The following is a 20,787-nucleotide window of genomic DNA, read 5'->3' on the forward strand; positions in this document are numbered from 1 at the left end:
GTAGTTTCGCGCTTCTAGGAGACTTTCCATGGCTCTCATCGCACGCATTCACACCGCCGGTCAGCCGACCCGCACCGTTCGCCTCCGCAAGGGGCGCAACAAGCTGGTGCTGCAGCCCGGCGAGAAGGTGGAGATCGTCGACGAGGCCACCGGGCAGGCCCCGGCGCAGGCCGCGGCCGACCGCGCCGGCGACGATCTGATCGTCAGCGCCGGCGACGGCGTGACGGTGCGGATCGAGGGCTTCTACGCCGCGGGCGGCGGCGAGATGTACACGCTGAGCCTGCCGGGCACCGCCTATGCCGAAGTCACCCCGGCGACCTCGCTCGCGGCGTGCCAGGCGGAAGCGGCGGCGGGCGGTGCCGCGGCGGGCGGCATCGGCGGGACGACCATGGCGATCATCGGCGCGGTGGTGGCGGCCGCCGGCGTGGCGGCGGTGGCGAGCAGCGGCGGCAAGGATTCGGGCGGCGGCGGCCAGACCCCCAATGTGGTTCCGCCGGCGACCCCGACCAACCTCGACCTCGCGGCGGCCGACGACAGCGGCGCGTCGAACAGCGACAACGTCACCAGCCGCACCAGCGCGCTCACCATCACCGGCCGCGGCGAAGCGGGCACCACGGTGCAGATCCTGTCGGGCACCACCGTACTCGGCAGCGGCACCGTCGCCGCCGACGGCACCTTCAGCATCGATATCTCGCTGCCGGCGGGCGCCACCACCATCACCGCACGGGCGCAGAATGGCGGCGGCACCAGCAGCATCTCGGCCGGCCTCACCATCACCGTCGATGCAACCGCGCCAGGCGCCCCCGCCGGGCTCGACCTCGCGGCGGCCGACGACAGCGGCGCCTCCAACACCGACAACATCACCAACCAGACCAGCGCGCTCACCATCAGCGGCACCGCCGAGGCGGGCGCCATCGTCGAGCTGTTCACCGGTACCACCAGCCTTGGCACCGTTACCGCGGGCGCCGGCGGCGCGTTCAGCTTCGAAATCAGCCTGCCGGCCGGCACCGCTGCGCTCACCGCGCGCGCCACCGACCTTGCCGGCAACGTCAGCAATGTCTCGGCGACGCTGACCATCGTCGTCGACACCAGCGCGCCCGGCGCGGCGACCGCGCCCGATCTCGCGGCGGCCGACGACACCGGCGTGTCGAACACCGACAACATCACCAGCCAGACCAGTCAGCTGACGCTGAGCGGCACCGCCGAGGCGGGCGCGCGCGTCACGCTGTCGAACGGCGCCACCCCGCTCGGCATCGTCACGGCAGGGGCCGATGGCAGCTACAGCCTCGACGTCACGCTCGCGGCAGGCACGCATACCATCATCGCGCAGGCGACGGATGCGGCCGGCAACATCGGCGCCGCCTCGAGCGTCACCACCGTTACCGTCGACACCACCCCGCCGGCCGCGATCGGCATCGGCAGCATTTCGGGCGGCACCATCAACACGACCGAGCAGGCCGCCGGTGTCACCGTCGCGCTCACCGGCTTTGAAAGCGGTGCGGCGCAGGCCGTGACCCTGAGTGGCACCGACGCCGCCGCGCCGGGCCAGACCTTGACGGTGCAGGCCACCGTCGATGCCAGCGGCAATCTCGCGCTGACTCCGGCGATCCTGGCGCGCTTCGCCGACGGCAATTTCACCATCACCGCGACGCAGACCGATGTTGCCGGCAACGTCAGCACCGCCGCGACGGCGACAGCCACGCTCGACCGGTCGGCGCCGGCGCTGACCATCACCACGTCGAGCACCGCGCTGGAATTCGGCCAGACCGCGACGCTGACCTTCACCTTCAGCGAGGCACCGACCGGCTTTGCGGCGGGCGACGTGGCGGTCACCGGCGGCAACATCTCGAACTTCACCGCGACGGCAAACCCGCTCGTCTACACCGCCACGCTGAATCCCGTCGGCGCGGCCGGCGCGGTGGTCGTCACCGTCGCCAACGCGACGTTTACCGATGCGGCGGGCAATGCCGGCACCGGCGGCAATGCGCCGGGCATCAGCTATGATCCGGGCACCACCGGTTCGGCGGTCGACGGTTACATCGCCTTTGCGCTCGTCTTCCGCGACACCAACAATGACGGTGTCTGGAACCGCGAGAACTTCACCGACAGCAACAACAACGGCCTGTGGGATGCGGGCGAGGCGTTCGTCGATACCAACGGCGACGGCCTGTGGACCGCGACCGAGCGCTTCACCACCACCGATTCGAACGGCAACTTCGCCAACCTCGGCGGAGCGGGCCGCATCGTGCTGGCGCCGCTCGTTGCCGGCAACGGTGACGTGCTGTCGCGCGATATCTCGACCGGCGGCACCTTCACCAAGCAATTCTCGGCCGCCGAAGGCTCGACCGTCGTCACGCCGCTGACCACGCTCGTCGAGGCGCTCGCCGGCACCGGCGCCAGCGCGGCGCAGGTCGCGCAGGCCGAAGCGACGGTGAAGGCCGCGCTCGGCATCAGCAGCAGCGTCGATCTCGCCACCTTCGACCCGATCGCCATGGCGAATGCGAGCGGCGCATCGGCGGCCGACCAGCAGACCGCGGTCGAAATCCAGAAGATCGCGGTGCAGGTCGCCAACGTGCTCAACGTCGTCGCGACGGCGGCGAAGGCGGCGGGTTCCTACAGCACCGAGGCCGAGGCGTCGGTCATCGCCGCGAACTCGCTCGCGACGCAGATCACCAATGCCGGCACCGGCGGCACGCTCAACCTGTCGAACAGCTCGGTCGTCTCGAACGTCATCTCGGCGGTGTCGTCGCAGGGCGATATCGCCGGCCGCCAAAAGCTCGACGATCAGGCGGAATCCGTCTCGACCGCGCTCGCCACCGTCAACGAGGCGGTCAGCCAGGTCGATGCGACGTCGAACGTGAACTCGGCTTTCGCCCAGGTCGTCGCGACGCAGATCGTCGCGCAGGTCGATCTCGCCGCTGCGGCTTCCAATGCCGTCTCGACGACGGGCGCCGTGCTCGACGCGACGGCGTTCAGCGGCACCGCGCTCGGCGACAAGGTCGATAGCGCCGCCAGCCAGGTGCAGGTGATCGCGCAGGTCACGCAGGCGACGCAGACGCCGCAGGCGCTCGGTCAGCCCGGCCGCCCGACTGTCGACGACGGCACGCGCATCACTGGCGCCGAGGCGAGCAACGGCATTCAGATCAGCGTCAGCTATACCGACGCCGCACACGTTCGCGCCGGCGACAAGCTGCGCGTCACCTACAATGATACACCTTATGAGGTGACCCTCGTCGCCGGCGATGTGCCGGGCACTGGCGAGACCAAAACGCTGACCATCAGCGTGCCCGCCGGCAGCATCGGCGGCGACGGTCCGAAGAGCATCGTCGCCACGTTCGTCGCCGCCGACGGCGTCGCCGGCCCGTCCTCGTTGCCGTTGCTGGTGTCGGTCGATACGACCGTCGCCGATCCGACGATCGGCGTGGTTTCGGGCGGTGCGCTCAATGCCGCCGAAGCGACCGCGGGCGTGTCGCTGACGCTTGCCGGCGTCGAGCTCGGCTCGGCGGTCACCCTGACGCTGTCGGGCACCGACGCCGTCGATGGCACCTCGCCGCTGACTGTCGCCGTCACCCGCGTCGACAATGAATTCCGCCTGACCTCGGCGCTGCTCGGCCGCTTCACCGACGGCACGCTGACGCTCAGCGTCCAGCAGACCGACATTGCTGGCAACACCAGCAACCCGACGACCCGAACCTTCAGCCTCGACCGGCTGGCGCCGGTGTCGATCGCGATCGGCGAAATCTCCGACCGCTTCATCAACGCCAGCGAAGCGCAGACCGGTGTTGCGCTCACGCTGACCGGCGTCGACGGCACGGCGGGCACCACGCAGCTCGTGCAGGTCACCGGCACCGCCGCAGTCGGCGGCGCGTCGCTCACGCAGACTGTCGTCGCCTCGGGCAACGTCTATGCGCTGTCGCCGGCACTGCTGGCGCAGTTTGCCGATGGGCAGCTCACCGTCACCGCGCAGCAGACCGATGCCGCCGGCAACGTCAGCACCGTCGGCACGCAGACCGTCCAGCTCACGCGCGGCAGCACCCTGACCCCGCCGGGCATCGGCGACGTGTCGGGCGGCCTCATCAACGCGGCCGAAGCGCAGGCCGGCGTCAGCTTCACGCTGTCGAACCGCGAGCCGGGCGGCTCGCAGACCGTGTTGATCAGCGGCGGGGGCCTCGCCTTCCCGCAGGCGGTCACCGGCAGCAACGGCACCTACACGCTGACGCCGCAGCAGCTCGCGGCGCTGACCGGCACCTCGTTCCAGATCATCGCGACGCAGACTGATTCCGTTGGCAACCAGTCGGGCGCCGACGTGCGCACCGTGCTGATCGACAAGGTCGTTCCGAACGCACCGGGCGGATTCCGTCTCGCCGCGATCGACGATACCGGCAGCTCGCCCACCGATGGCATCACCAACAAGCAGGTGTTCCGTCTGACCGGCACCGGCGAGGCCGGCGCGACCGTCGAAATCTATGACGGCGTAACGCTGGTGAAGTCGGCGATCGTCGGCGGCAACGGCCAGTTCTCGGTCGAGGTGAACCGCGCCTCGGGCACCACCAGCAACTTCACCGCGCGCCTCGTGGATTCGGCCGGCAATGCCAGCTCGGCGACCAGCGTCGTGCAGGTGCAGGTCGATACGTCAGCTCCGGCGGCGGTGTCGGTCGCGGCGGTCGCCACCGACAACATCGTCAATGCGACGGAGCGTGCCGCTGGCGTCAACGTCACCGTCACCGGCGCCGAGAATGGCGCCACCCTGTCGGCGACGCTGTCGGGAACCGCCACGGCGGGCGGCGCGCTCACGCTGGTCGTGCCGGTCTCGGGCGGTGTCGTCGCGCTCGATTCGACCGCGCTCGGCCGCTTCGCGCAGGGCGACCTCGTGCTGTCGGTCACGCAGACCGACGCCGCGGGCAACCGCAGCCCGGCCGCGACCCGCACCTTCAAGCTCGACACCGTCGCGCCGGGCGCGCCGACCGGTGTCCGCGTCATCGCCGCCGATGATAGCGGCGCCTCGAGCACCGACAGCCTCACCAACAAATCCAGCGTCTCAATCACCGGCACGGCGGAAGCCAATGCGACCGTTACCGTGCTCATCGGCAGCACCGTGCTCGGCACCGCGACCGCCAATGCCCAAGGTGTGTTCACCGTCGCCGGCGTCGCGCTGGCCGACGGCGCGAACGGCCTCACCGTGCGCGCAACCGACGCTGCCGGCAACATCGGCACCGCCGTGACGCTGAACGTCACGCGCGACAGCGCCGCACCGGTCGCCCCGACCGCCGTGACCTTGCTCGCCGCCGACGATACCGGCGTCTCAAATAGCGACCGCCTGACCAACAAGGCGAGCGTGACGATCACCGGCACCGCCGAGGCGGGCGCGACGGTGCAGATTCTCAGCGGCGCCACCGTCGTCGGCGCGGCGGTCGCCAATGCGCAGGGCCAGTTCACCGCGACGGGCGTCGCGCTTGACCCCGGCGCCAATTCGCTGACCGCGGTCGCGACCGATGCGGCGGGCAACGTCAGCGCGGCGTCGGGCACACTCACCGTCACCCGTGATTCGAGCGCCCCAGCGGCGCCGAGTGTCACCGTGCCGACTTTGGCCGGCGGCCTGATCAACGCTGTCGAGACCGACGTGCGCGTCATCGTTACCGGCGTCGAGAACGGCGCGACCGTTACGACGACGCTGACGGGCACCAGGATCGGCCAGCCGGTCACCCTGACGCTGGCGCGCGACATCATCGATCGCGACTGGGGCACCAACGGCGTCGTCGCCGTCGACTTCGGTGGCAATGAATTCAGCCGCGCGCTGACCGTGCTGGCCGACGGGCGCATCGTCGTTGCCGGCAGCGCCAGCAACCTCGGCACCGGCGATCCACAGGCGATGCTCGCCCGCCTCAACACCAACGGGACGCTCGACAACAGCTTCGGCACCGGCGGCAAGGCGACCGCCAATTTGATCGCGGGCAGCACCGTTACCGAGGACACGCGCAAGGTGCTCGTGCTCGGCGATGGCAGCTATGTTGTCATCGGCCAGACCTTCATGGGTCCGCAGGCGGGCTTCGCCGCCAAGTTCACCGCCGCCGGCGCGCTCGATACGAGCTTCGGGACCAATGGTGTCGTGCGCTTCGGCAACCCCGCTCAGAACGCCAACGGCCTCGACGGCGGCCTTGGCGGCTCGGTGCAGGCCGACGGCAAGATCCTTATCGCCGCGCGCCTGACGATCACCGGCAACAACAGCGAGATGGCGACCATTCGTCTTAACGCCGATGGCACGTTCGACAGCAGCTTCGGAACCAACGGCATCGTCGCAGGCGGTTTCGGCGGTGGACGCGCCACGTTCAGCCAGCAGATCGCCGGCGGCAAAATCCTGTCTATCGGTTACGGCGCGAGCATCTTTGTCCAGAAGCTCAACGCCGACGGTACCGCCGACACCAGCTTTGGCACCAATGGGCGCGTGACGATGATGCCGTCGACCGGCGCAGTCACGTTCGTGGGGCAGCCGGCCGTCGATGCGCAAGGCGGCATCCTGTTCGCGGGCTACGCAATCGACTTCAACAATGTGTCGAGCAGCTTCGTCGGTCGCTTGAACGCCGACGGCACGTTGGACACCAGCTTTGGCGTCGGGGGCTATCGGATACTGCCGCCAGCACTTGGCTTCGATGCACAGTATTTCCAGGTCGCCGTCGACAATGCCGGAAACATCATCGTCGGCGGTCAAGCTAATCATCCGGTGCGCGGGCCGCACGGCGCGCTTGTTCGCCTGACCTCGAACGGCACTGTCGACACGAGCTTTGACGGCGACGGCATCTTCATCACCAAGACGCTCGTGCAGATGCTCGGCATCAGCATCGCGTCGAACGGCGACATCCTCGCGGTGGCGAGCGCCGCCGGCGACATCGGCGTGATGCGCATCGACCCGACGCAGACCGACGCCTGGCGCATCTCGCCGGAGGAAATCGCGCGGGTCGATGCGGGCACGATCACCGTGTCGGCGACGCAGACCGACGCGGCGGGCAATACCAGCCCCGCCGGCACCGCGACCTTCGTGCTCGACACGACGGCGCCGGTCGCGCCGAGCGCGCTGACGCTGGTCAACGACAGCGGCGTGGCGGGCGACCGCCTGACCAACGCGACCACGGCCACGATCAGCGGCACCACCGAGGCGAACGCCACGGTGCAGATCATCAACGCTACCGGCACCGTCGTCGGCACCGCCACCGCCAACGGCCAAGGACAGTTCACCGCGACCGGCGTCACGCTGGTCGAGGGCACCAATGCGCTCACCGTCGTTGCCCGCGACCTCGCCGGCAACGCGAGCGCGTCGACCGCCATCACCGTCACCCGCGACACCGGCGCGCCGGCCGCGCCGACGGGCCTCACCCTGCTCGCCGCCGACGACACGGGCAACTCGGCGAGCGACCTGCTCACCAACCGCGCGACCGTCACCATCACCGGCACCGCCGATGCGGGCACGACGGTCGAAATCCGCAGCGGTATGACCGTCGTCGGCACCGCCGTCGCCAATGCACAGAACCAGTTCACCGTCACGGGTGTGGCGCTGACGGCCGGCGCCAACGCGCTGACCGCCGTCGCGATCGATCCGGCAGGCAACGCCAGCGCGGCGTCGAGCACGCTCACTATCACCCGCGATGCGACCGCGCCGACCGCGGCGGTGGTCACGGTTCCGGCGCTCGCCGACGGCACCATCAACGCGTCCGAGTTCGAGACGCTGGTCACCGCGACCGGCCTCGAGAATGGCGCGAGCGTCGTCGCGACCTTGTCGGGCACCCGCAACGGCCAGCCGGTCAGCTTCACGCTGGCGCAGGACATCGTCGATCGCGGCTGGGGCACCAACGGCGTCGTCCTGACCGACTTTGGCGGCAGCGAGTTCAGCCGCGCGCTGACCGCGCTCGCCGATGGCCGCGTTATTGTTGCGGGCAGCGCCAGCAACACCGGCACCGGCGACCCGCAGGCGATGCTCGTCCGCCTCAACGCCGACGGCACGCTCGACACCAGCTTCGACACCGACGGCCGCGCCAGCGCCAACCTGATCCCGGGCAGCACGGTCACCGAGGACACGCGCAAGGTGCTCGTGCTCGGCGATGGCAGCTATGTCGTCATCGGCCAGACCTTCGGCGGTACGCAGAGCGGCTTCGCGGCGAAGTTCACCGCTGCCGGTGCGCTCGACACCAGCTTCGGCACCAACGGCGTCGTTCGCTTCGGCACCAGCGCCAACTCCAACGGCCTCGACGGCGGCCTCGGCGGCTCGGTGCAGGCCGACGGCAAGATCCTGATCGCGGCGCGCCTGACCCCGGCCGGTGGGCCGACCCAGATGGCGACCATCCGCCTGAATGCGGACGGCAGCCTCGACACCGGCTTCGGCACCGACGGCGTCGCCCGCAGCAACACCCCGGGCACCCGCGCTACCTTCAGCCAGGAAATTGCCGGCGGCCAGATTCTCACCATCGGCTTCAATAGCGCCGGCGCCGTCTTCGTCCAGAAGCTCAATGCCAACGGCACCGCTGATGGCAGCTTCGGCACGGGCGGCCTGCTCACGCTGAATCCGCCGACCGGCGTCACCTTCATGGGTCAGCCGACAGTCGACGCGCAGGGCCGGGTCGTTTTCGCCGGCTACGCGATCGACGCCAACAATGTTTCGACCAGTTTCGTCGGCCGTCTCCTCGCGAACGGCACGCTCGACACCAGCTTCGGTACCAACGGCTATCGCGTGCTACCGCAGGTTACCGGCTTCGATACCCAGATGTTCCAGGTCGCCATCGACGGCGCCGGCAACATCGTGGTCGGCGGCGGCCTCGTCCATCCGACGCGCGCCAACTTCGGCGCGGTTATGCGCCTGACCGCTTCGGGTGCGCTCGACATCAGCTTCGACGGCGACGGCATCTTCGTCACCAAGCAGCAGATCCAGGTGCTCGGGATCACCGTCGCCGCCGATGGCGGTATCCTGGTCGCGGCGGGCGGCGGCACCGGCGGCGATGTTGCCGTGATGCGCCTCGATCCGGCGCAGACCGGTGCGTGGCGCGTCTCGCCGCAGGAACTGGCGCAGCTCGATCCGGGCTCGGTGACGGTCAGCGTCACCCAGACCGACGCGGCGGGCAACAGCAGCAGCGGCACCGTCAGCGGCACTTACAATCCGTACCTCGGCACCGCGGGCAACGACTCCATCGGCGGCTCGGCCGGCAATGACGTGCTGAACGGCGCGGCCGGTGACGACACCATCAATGCCGGCGCGGGCAATGACGAGATCACGCTGGGTGCGGGCAACGACCGCGTCGATGGCGGTGAGGGCGTCGATACCGTCGTCCTGTCGGGTACGCCGGGCGACTATCATGTCATCCTGCAGCAGGACGGCTCGCTGCTCGTCACCGACATGCGCGCCGGTTCGCCGGACGGCACCGACACGCTCTACAATGTCGAGCGGCTGCGCTTCACCGCGGCCAACATCACCATCGACCGCACCGCGCTGAACTCGATCTACGGGACCGCGGCCTCCGAGATGCTGAACGGCGCGACCGGCAACGACCTGATCTGGGGCAATGCCGACGCCGACACGCTGGTCGGCGCCGCCGGTGCCGACGTGCTGATCGGCGGCGACGGCAATGACGTGCTGGTCGGCGCCTTCAACGAGGGTGGCGCGCCGCAGGCCGGCGATGGTGCCGACATCCTGTTCGGCGGTGCCGGCAACGATCGTATCCGTGGCGGCGACGGCGATGACCAGCTGTTCGGCGGCGACGGCGACGACAATTTGCGTGGCGACCTCGGCAACGACATCATCGACGGCGGCGCCGGCCGCGACTTCGCCAGCTATCGCTTCGACGATTTCGCGAGCGGTCGGACGATCGACTATCGCCAGTTCGCGGCGACCAGCAGCTTCGCCTGGAACGACGGCCGCGGCGGCACCGACCAGGTGACCAGCATCGAATCGGTCGGCGTCAGCGGCACGCAGGGCGACGACATCATCTATGGGTCGGAGCACACCACCGGCGCAGCCAATGTCGGGTTTGCCAACCAGCTGACCGGCGAGGGCGGCAACGATGTCCTCCACGGCGCCGGCTCGCACGACCTGCTCCGCGGCGGCGTGGGCAACGACACGCTGAACGGCAATGGCGGCGACGACCTTCTGGAGGGCGGCGCCGGCAACGACACCATCGATGGTGGCGATGGGGAAGATACCGCGCAGTTCAGCGGGGCGCTGCAGAATTACCTGATCGAGCGGCTTGAGAGTGGCCAGGTGCGCGTCACCGATCTGCGCAGCGGCTCGCCGGACGGGATCGACACGCTCGTCAACGTCGAGCGGCTGCAGTTCAGCGACGTCACGATCGCGGCGCCCGGCGCCAACGGCCTGTCGGGCACGACCGGTAACGACCTTCTTACCGGTGACGAGGAGGACAACTACATCGACGGCCTCGCCGGCAACGACACGCTGGTCGGCGCCGAGGGCGCCGACGTGCTGAGCGGCGGCGAGGGCAACGACATCCTGATCGGCGGCATCGACGGCGTCTCGAACCAGACCGGTGACCTCGCCGACACGCTGGCGGGTGGCGCCGGTGACGACATGCTGCGGGGCGACGCGGGCGACGACACGATCGACGGCGGCGACGGCATCGACACGGTCGCCTACCGCTTTGACGACCAGTCGGGCCCGGTGATCTTCGACGCCCGCACCATGGGCACGACGACCAGCTTCACCTGGGCCGACGGCCGCGGCGGCACCGACACGGTGTCGAACGTCGAGGCGCTCGCGGTGATCGGCTCGCAGGGCGCCGACACGCTCCGCGGCAGCCTCAACTTCCAGGGCGGAACGGGCGTGTTCGCCAACGTCATTGACGGTGCGGGCGGCAACGACCAGATCTTCGGTGGCGACCACAACGACCTGCTGATCGGTGGCGCCGGCGATGACACCATCGATGCGGGCGGCGGTACCGGCGACATCGCCCAGTGGGTGGTGAGCACGACGACCATCGGCACCTTGCGCGGGGTCGAGGGCACCGGCGGCGATGCCGGCTCGGTCATCATCGAGCGCGTCGACGGCCAGAATATCGAGCAGCTGTTCAAGGTGACCGGCAGCAACGGTACCTACACGGTGGAGGGCCTGGGCGTGATGACCGGCCTCGGCACCGACACGCTGACCAACACCGAGCAGTTCCGCTTCGTCAACGGCACCGGCAGCTTCAGCCTGTTCACCACCGTCGCGGTCAACGCGATCGTCAACAACATCGGTTCGGTGCTCGGCACGATCAACAGTGAGACGTTGAACCTCAACAACCTCTATCCGGGTGCGGCAGCTTCGGTCACACTCAATGCCACGGGCAGCTTCGGCACCGATACGCTGATCGGCCATGAGGGCATCAACAACCTCACCGGTGGCACCGGTGACGATCTGCTGCAGGGGAATGGCGGCAACGACAATCTGCAGGGCGGCGCCGGCAACGACACGCTCGAGGGCGGCGCCGGCTTCGACATCGGCCAGTTCTTCCTGATCCCGCCGATGACCGGCAGCTTCCGCGTCGTCGACGGCGCCAACAGCACGCTCGTCGTCGAACGGGTCGACGGCAATACCGTCGAGCAGTTGTTCAGCGTCACCCCGACGGGCACCGGCGCGGCGACGGTAACCGGGCTCAACAGCGCGGCGTTGCTGGGCACCGACACGGTGTCGGGTGTCGAGCAGCTGAGCTTCCAGGTCACCAACAATCCGTTCAACCCGGCGCAGTTCGTGCGCGTGCTGCTCGATGTGGTCGCGCCGGCACTTACCGCCAATACCTTCGTCGAAGGCTCGGTGGTCGCCGACACCATCGATCTCGCGACCCTCTATGCCGGCGCCACCGCCGGCAACGCGATCAACGCCGACGGCGGCCGCGGCAACGACATGATCAGCGGCAATGCCTTTGCCAACAATCTGTCGGGCGGCGCGGGCAGCGACACGATCAACGGCCGCGACGGCGACGACTATATCCAGGGCGGCGCCGGCAACGACACGATCGACGGCGGCGCGGGCACCAACGACATCGCCGCCTTCCAGCTCCCCGCGGGAACGACCGGCACGCTGCGCGTGATCGGCGGCACCGGCGGCGACCTCGGCAAGCTGCTGGTGCAGCGTGTCGATGGGCAGACGGTGGAGACGATCTTCCGCGTCACCGCAACGGGCACCGGCGCCGNTTCCGCGTCACCGCAACGGGCACCGGCGCCGCGTCGATCGAGGGTGTCGGCAGCGCCGCCTTCCTCGGCACCGACATGGTGACCAACGTCGAGAATCTCGATTTCTCGGTCACGAACGGCAACAACCAGTTCGTCCGCGTCAATCTGTCGACCGGCAGCTTCACCGACCAGAACGGCAATCCCTACACCACCGGCTCGGCGGCGGGCGACACGATCAACCTCGCGACACTCTATCCGGGCATGGCCAATCTCAACCTCGGCGCCAGCGGCGGCGGGGGCGATGACACGCTGATTGGCAACGCCGGCAACAACAATCTCGACGGCGGCTTCGGCAACGACAGCATCGACGGCGGCGCGGGGCAGGACTTCACGTCCTTCCTCCTCCCGCCAGGCCTCGGCGGCGTGCTGCGCGTGGTTCAGGGCACCGGCGGCGACGCCGGCAAGCTGATCGTCGAGCGGGTCGAGAACAACGTGCCGGAGCAGGTGTTCCGCCTGACCAGGGCGCCGAACGGCGTGGTGACCGTCGAAGGTCTAAACTCCGCGGCTGCCAACGGCACCGACACGCTGACCAACGTCGAATTCGCCAACTTCGCGTTCGATGGCTTCGCCAACCCGATCAACGTCCGCCTGTTCGTGAACGTCAATGCGCCCGACGCGAATGGCGGCTTTGCCAACGGCACCGACTTCGCCGAGACGCTCGACGCCGCAGCGCTCTATCCGGGCGCCAGCCACCAGATCACCCTTGCCGGCGGCGCCGGTAACGACACGCTGATCGGTCATGACGGCGCGAACGGCCTCGACGGCGGTCAGGGCAGCGACACGATCGACGGCGGCGCCGGCCTCGACACCGCGAACTTCACTATCGCGCCGTTTACCGGCACGCTGCAGCTCGTCGAAGGCAGCGGCGGCGACGCCGGCAACTGGCTGGTTCAACGCGTTGACGGGCAAACCACCGAACTGCTGTTCCGTATCAGCAACTTCAGCAACGGCGGCGCCACCGTCACCGGGGTGAACAGCGCTTCGGTCTATGGCGTCGATACCGTCACCAACACCGAGTATCTGTCGTTCCAGGCGAGCAGCGGCAACAGCTCGTTCGTGACGTTGCAGATCGGGCTCACCCCGAACCCGGTCGTCAGCAACAGCGCCCATGTAAATGGCACCTTCCAGAACGACACGATCAACCTCGCGACGCTCTATCCGGGCGCGGGCACGGGGGTGTTCCTCGGCGCGAGCGGGCAGGCCGGCAACGACACGATCATCGGCCATGCCGGCAACAACGGCCTCAACGGCGGTGACGGCAACGACGTCCTCACCGGCGGGCTCGGCGACGACAGCCTGATCGGCGGCGCCGGCACCGACGTGGCGGTATTCGCGGGCGCCCGTAACCTTTACACGCTCAGCCGCCAGCCGAACGGCGACATCATCGTCGCCGGCCCCGACGGGAACGATACCGTCAACGGCGATGTCGAAACGCTGCGCTTCGACAACATGGACGTCGCGACCGAGACGATCGGCGCGGTGATCGACGGCACCTCGGGCAACGACAACCTCAACGGCACCACCGGTGCCGATACGCTGAACGGCCTCGACGGCCAGGATAATCTGCACGGCGGCGCGGGTGGCGACTCGCTCAACGGCGGCGCCGGCAACGACTATCTGCACGGCGGCGGTGGTGACGACGTGGCGGTGTTCTCGGGCAACCGCAACGACTACACGATCACCCAGCTCGCGGGTGGCGCGGTGTCGGTCAACGGCCCCGACGGCATCGACTATGTCACCAACACCGTCGATCGCCTCTACTTCCAGGGCGATGACGTGACCGTCGTACTCGACGGCACGTTCGGCATCGAGGCGAGCGCGCCGGGCGGCGGCGGCACCGTAAATGGCGGTGCCGGCGATGACGCGCTCAGCGGCAGCGCCGCGGCAGACACGCTTAACGGCGGCGACGGCAATGACTCGCTGTTCGGCAACGACGGCAACGATACGCTCAACGGCGGTGCCGGCAACGACGACATGAACGGCTGGACCGGCGACGACACGCTGATCGGCGGGGCCGGCAACGACGCGATGTACGGCGAAGCCGGTAACGACTATGCCCGCGGCGAGGAAGGCGCCGATCGTATCGACGGCGGCGACGGCGACGACATCCTGCTCGGTGGCTACTACGGCGACCATGTCGCCCAGCCGGGCGACGGCGCCGATCATGTCCTTGGCGGCAGCGGCAACGATGTGCTGCGCGGCGGCGACGGCAACGATATTCTCGAAGGCGGCGACGGCGACGACAATCTGCGCGGCGACCTCGGCAATGACCGGCTCGACGGCGGCGGCGGCAACGATTTCGTGTCCTACCGCTACGATGCCAATGGCGAGATGGGCCGCACCTATGATCACGGCGCGCCCATCAACTTCGACGCCTCCGGCATCGACTTCACCTCGGGCGCCGAACAGACGATCGACGACCTGCGCGGCGGCACCGACACGCTGATCTCGATCGAGCGGCTGGGCGTCACCGGCACCAACTATGCCGACACCATCCGCGGCGGCCTCAACGCCCAGAGCAACCAGCTCACCGGCTATGGCGGCAACGACACGCTGATCGGTGGCAACAGCAATGATGACGTCGCCATCTACACCGGGTCGTTTGCCGACTATGACATCGCGCAGAGCGGCGGCACATTGACGGTCACCGATCTGCGAGGTGGCGCGCCCGACGGCACCGACACGCTGACAAGCATTGAGCTGCTGACCTTCAGCGACGGCCAGGCGCGGATCGCGCCGGTGGTCGGTGACGGCACCGACAATCTCATCGGCGGCGGTAACGAGGCCGACCTGCTTGTCGGCAACGGCGGTGACGATGATCTGTTCGGCAACAACGGCAACGACCTGATCAACGGTGGCGCCGGCGACGACTATATGAACGGCGGCGCGGGCGACGATCGCCTGCACGGCGGGGCCGGCCGCGACCAGGCGGCGTTCAACTTGCCGCAGGGCACGCCGGGCACGTTGCGCCTCGTCGAGGGTGGCAACGTCAACGAGATGTTCGTCGAGCGGGTTGACGGCCAGACCGTCGAGCAGGTGTTCCGCATCAGCTTCGGCGCCAACGGCGTAACGACGGTCACCGGCATCGGCACCGGCGCGGGCGTCGGCACCGACACGCTCACCGCCATCGAGCAGCTCGATTTCTTCATCGAGCAGCCGCAAGGCCAGAACATCCCGAACGGCCAGTATCTGGGCGTGAACCTGTCGGCGCGCTTCGGCACGGTCAGCAACAACTTCGCCTTCGTCGAAGGCGCGGTGCTGAACGACAACATCGATCTGGCGGCGGCCTACCCGGCGGCTGACGGCACGATCTCGATCAACGTCAACGCCGGTCGCGGCGACGACGTGGTCACCGGCCATGCCGGCCAGAATTTCCTCGACGGCGGCGTCGGCAACGACACGCTAGATGGTGCGGGCGGCAATGACACGCTCAACGGCGGGCTCGGCAACGACGCGCTCACCGGCGGCGACGGCGACGATCGTCTGCAGGGCGGCGCCGGCAACGACACGCTCAACGGCGGCACCGGCAGCAGCGACTTCGCCATCTATACGCTGGCAGGCGATACACCGGGCACGCTCCGCTCTGTCGCGGGGCCGGATCCCGATACTTACATCGTCCAGCGCCTCGTCAACAGCACGCCGGTCGAGGATCTGGTCAAGGTAACGGTAACGGGGATGGGTGCGGCGATCGTCGAGGGTCTTGGCGCGCGCGCGGCGGAGTTCGGCACCGACACGGTGTCGAACATCGACGAGCTGCACATCTACATCGACACCGGCCAGTTCGTGCAGGAGCAGTTCGTCGGGCTGCGGCTTTCGCCACTGGTGCCGGCGCAGGCGAACAACGCGTTCGTCAACGGCTCGCTCGCGGGCGATACCATCAACCTCGCGACGCTGTATCCGTCAGCGGACGGCACGATCCAGCTCAACGCCAACGGCAATGAAGGCAACGACACCATCACCGGCCACGTCGGCGCCAACAACTTGCAGGGCGGCGCCGGCAACGACACGCTCAACGGCGGCGACGGCAACGACACGCTGTCCGGCCAGGTCGGCGACGACACCATCAACGGCGGCAACGGCACCGACAACGCGCAGTTCACCCTGCCGGCAAACACCATGGGCACGCTGAGCTTCCGCCCCGGCACCAACGCGGGCGAGTTCATCGTCCAGCTGACCAACGGTCAGACGGTCGAGGATATCTTCCTCGTTACCCATGGCGGCGGCCAGTCGGCCACCGTCCAGGGCATGGGCCGGGCTGCCTTCCTCGGCACCGACACGGTGTCGAACATCGAGCAGCTTCAGTTCTTCATCGCGAACGCGAACTATCAGGGCTCGTTCGTCGGCATCAACCTGGCACCGGTCACCTTTCCGGCGAACGGCAACAACAACGCCTCCGTTCAGGGCAGCATCGGCAACGATAGCATCGACATCTCGATGATGGGCTTCGGCCAGGTGCCGGTGAATTCCAACGGCGGCTTCGGCAACGACAGCATCACCGGCCATGCGGGCGACAACACGCTCACCGGTGCGGCGGGCGACGACATGCTGTTCGGCGGTGACGGCGACGACATCCTGATCGGCGGCTTCAACAGCGGCGGCGCGCCGCAGCCGGGCGACGGCAACGACACGCTTGAAGGTGGCGAGGGCGATGACGTGCTTCGCGGTGGTGACGGTGACGATTTGCTGCGCGGCGAGGAAGGCGACGACAATCTGCGCGGCGACCTGGGCAGCGACATCCTCGACGGTGGTGCCGGCCGCGACTTCGTCAGTTACCGCTTCGACGACCTGTCGGACGGCGTTGTCTTCGACGCGGCGAACTTCGGCGCCACGACTTCGTTCACGCACAGCGATGGCCGCGGCGGTACCGACCAGTTGGTCAACGTGGAGGCGCTGGGTGTCACCGGCAGCCAGGGCAATGACGAGATCTACGGGTCGATGCATACGCAGGGCGCCGAGTTCGTCGGCTACGCCAACCAGCTCTCGGGCGAGGGTGGCAACGACCAGCTCCATGGCGGCGGTTCGATCGACCTGCTGCAGGGCGGCGCGGGCAACGATCAGCTATATGGTCTGGGTGACGACGACGATCTGAACGGCGGCGCCGGCGATGATTATCTGGAAGGCGGCGCCGGCCACGATACGGCTGGATACAACTTCAGCACCCGTACCAGCGGCGTCACTTTCGACGTTTCGGCGCTCGACCTCGGCAACAACGTTGAGGTCACCGACGAGTTCGGTGACACCGACACGCTGTACGAGATTGAGGCCTTCGCGGTCGACGGCTCGAGCCACGCCGACACGTTCATCGGCAACACCGGCAACGATGAGTTCTACGGTGCCGGCGGCAACGACATCTTCATCGGCAGCGCCGGCATCGATCGCGCGAAGTACGACGGCTCGCGCGATGACTATGACGTCACGCGCCTTCAGAACGGCAGCATCCAGGTCACTGACCTGCGCGAGGGCTCGCCCGACGGCGTCGACGTGCTCACCGACGTCGAGGAGCTCCACTTCCTCGGCGAGGATGACGAGGGCGGTTTGGTCGTCATCGCGGACTCGGTCGGGACGGCAGGCGACGACAATAACCCGCCGCTGTTCGGCACCAGCGGTGACGACACGCTCTACGGCGGCACCGGCAACGACAGCCTGGTCGGCGGCGATGGTGAGGACTATCTCGCCGGCGGCGCGGGCAACGACTCGATGCAGGAAGGCGACCTCGGCGTGGCCGCAGGCGGCCTTGGCGACGATCTGCTCGACGGCGGCGACGGCAACGACGTCATCTTCGACTTCGTCGGCAGGAACGAGATCCGCGGCGGCGCGGGCAACGACCTGCTTGGCGGCACCGGTGCGATCTTCGGCGGCGCGGGAACCGACAGTATCGTCTTCCTCTCGGCCGGGCCGTCGATCGACTACGCTTGGGGCGGTACGGGCAACGATATCTTCACCGTCGTTCCGGCGGTCGATCCGAACTGGGTTGCCGACCACATCATGGACTTCAACCCTACCGACAGCGACCTGATCAACGTTGGTCCGATCGTCGATCGCCTGCAGAACCATGTCGCGGGTACTGACCTTTTCGCCGGGGGCTACCTGCGGCTGACGCAGGCCGGAAGCCATGTGGCGGTCCAGGTCAACTTCGCGGCCACCGGCAACACCAACGACTTCGTTGACCTCGTCATCGTCGAGAACCGCCTAGTCGGCGCCGTGCAGGGTCGGGTGATCCTGCCGGTATCGGGCCTGGCAAACGGCGGATCGGCAGGTAACAACAACCTGACCGGCACGGACGGCAACGACACGATGCACGGCTTTGGCGGCACCGACACGATCGGCGGCGGCCTCGGCAACGATACGATCACCGGCGGTGCCGGCAATGATACGCTCAACGGCGGCAGCGGCGACGACACGCTGAACGGCGATGGTCCGCTCGAACTGTCGCCAGGCGACGATCTCCTCAATGGCGGAGACGGAAATGACCGGCTGTTCGGCGACGGCGGCTATGATCGCCTGCGCGGCGGCATCGGCGACGATCTGCTCGACGGCGGCGGCGGCGAGGATGACATTCAGGGCAACGAAGGAAACGACACGCTGATCGGCGGCGAAGGGACCGATTTGATGCGCGGCGGCAGCGGCGTCGACAGCTTCGACGGCGGCGACCATGATCCGCTGTCGACGCGGTTCCACGAGGCCCGTTTCGGCGATCGCATCAGCTTCTTCGAGCAGACCGCGACCGCCGGCGTCATCGCCGACCTCCGCTCCGGCATCATCTCGAACGACGGCTTCGGCAACAGCGAGACGATGGTCGGAATCGAGAGCCTGGGCGGTGACACCCGCTTCGCCGACATTTTCCACGGCAATGACGCGGACAATCTGCTGCTCGGCAGCATTGGCGACACGCTCAACGGTTATGACGGCGATGACCTCATCCAGGTCAGCGGCGCGGCGACCGTCGACGGCGGCGATGGTCATGACGGGCTCGTACTCGCCAACGGCGGTTACCTGATCGCCGACGGCAACGCGGACGGCCTTGCGGATAACCGCGCGGCGATGACGAACGGCTGGACGATCGACCTCGCCGCCGGGACCATGACCGACGGCTATGGCGACGTCGGCACCGTCACCGGCATCGAGGAGGTGCTTGGCAGCGTCCTGGCCGACACGCTGATCGGTAGCGCGAATGCCGATATCCTCAATGGCGGCGACCATAACGATACGCTCGACGGCGGTACCGGCGACGACGCGCTGACCGGCGGCGCGGGCTATGACGTGCTGACCGGCGGTGATGGCGCCGATCGCTTCGTGCTCGGCGATGAGGCCGGCGGCTCGATCGAGCTCGCCGACCTGATCACCGACTTCGAACTGGGCAGCGATCATATCGAGATCGGCGGCGGGCTGACCTTCGCCGATCTGACGATCACCGATGGCGACGTCGGCGCGGTGATCCAGAATGCCGACGGCGACTATCTGGGCACGGTGCTGAACATCAATGCGGTGGACCTGACCGCGCAGCAGTTCCAGTTCGCCTCGGGCGGCTGATCGCAGGGCTCTCGATGGGAAAGGGGCGCGCGGGCTTCGGGCCGTGCGCCCCTTCCTCTTTGGTGTCAGGCGACCAGCGGATGTTTCGCGACGTGCAGGCGGTATGCTTCCAGCCGCTGACCGAGCCGCCGCAGCAGGAACTCACCGGGCGGACGCTGCTGGGCTGGCCGATCGACGGCTGACGCGATGAAGGGTGATAGACATTGCTGAGGTCACCGGCGATGGTGCGCCGCCGCATCACCTGACGCGGCTGGCAGGTGCGGCGATCGGCCAGCCATCGCACAAGGGGTGCCATGGACGATCTCAAAGATGTTGCCGTCGACTCGGTTGACGACATTGCCCGCGCCGCCACGGCCTTTCGCGATGCCGTGGCGCGGATGGCCGCCTATCGCCTGATCATCTCCGACAACATCGCCACCGCCCGGCCGATGCGCGATGCGAGCGGCGAAGCGCTCGGCGCCACTGTCTTCGCGAAGGCAGCGCCGCACGACCGCTGGTGGTGCCGCAGTCAACTCGCGCTGAAGTCGCCGCTGGCGCAGGGTGCGCGCTACGAGAGTGAGCCTTTCTGGGCGAATGCCGATGGCTTTCGCACACTGCATCCGAACGCCTATCTTGATGCGATCGACCTTTCAGATTTTGCGGCGCGCAACCTGCTGCTCGCCGGCATCGTCGTGCCGGTTCACATGCCGTTCGGGCAGCTCGGCATGGCGACCTTCGGGTCGATCGACCCGCGCTGGACGGACCTGTCGAACAATTTCGCGCGCGATGCCGACCGGCTGATGCTGCTGACGCGGCGCTTCCTCACCACTTACGCGCAGGTGACGCGTCGCCGCGAATGGCTGCCACCCGACTGCCGGCTCACAGGACGCGAGATCCAGTGCCTGCGCCTCGCCGCTGCCGGCAAGAAGGATCACGAAATCGCGCGGATCATCGCGCGCAGCCACACCACCATTCGCTTCCATCTCCACAACGCCGGCGAGAAGCTGAACGCCGTCAGCCGGGGGCAGATGGTCTTCAAGGCCGGCCAGCTCGGTTACCTCGCCCCGCTCAACTGAC

3 protein-coding genes are annotated in these 20,787 nt (G+C 68.2%); all 3 read left to right on the forward strand.

All coding sequences use genetic code 11. From position 1 onward, the window contains the following. The first annotated feature begins 388 nt into the window (after positions 1 to 388). The 3 genes from ACFOMD_RS09440 (at position 389) to ACFOMD_RS09450 (ending at position 20,786) form a co-directional block, all read left to right on the forward strand. A complete protein-coding gene (locus tag ACFOMD_RS09440; protein WP_449329075.1) occupies positions 389 to 12,244 on the forward strand; it encodes a beta strand repeat-containing protein in 11,856 nt (3,951 codons plus the stop codon). Continuing rightward, positions 12,238 to 19,731 (forward strand): hypothetical protein, encoded by a 7,494-nt coding sequence (locus ACFOMD_RS09445; protein WP_380860367.1) that lies wholly within the window; start codon positions 12,238 to 12,240, stop codon positions 19,729 to 19,731. The genes ACFOMD_RS09440 and ACFOMD_RS09445 overlap by 7 nt, the downstream gene beginning before the upstream one ends. A 293-nt stretch (positions 19,732 to 20,024) precedes the next feature. Beyond that, positions 20,025 to 20,786, forward strand: coding sequence for a helix-turn-helix transcriptional regulator (locus tag ACFOMD_RS09450; RefSeq protein WP_380860370.1), 762 nt, complete (start codon positions 20,025 to 20,027; stop codon positions 20,784 to 20,786). Position 20,787: the final 1 nt, after the last annotated feature.

This window comes from Sphingoaurantiacus capsulatus, from assembly GCF_042648405.1.
Lineage (GTDB): Bacteria > Pseudomonadota > Alphaproteobacteria > Sphingomonadales > Sphingomonadaceae > Sphingoaurantiacus > Sphingoaurantiacus capsulatus.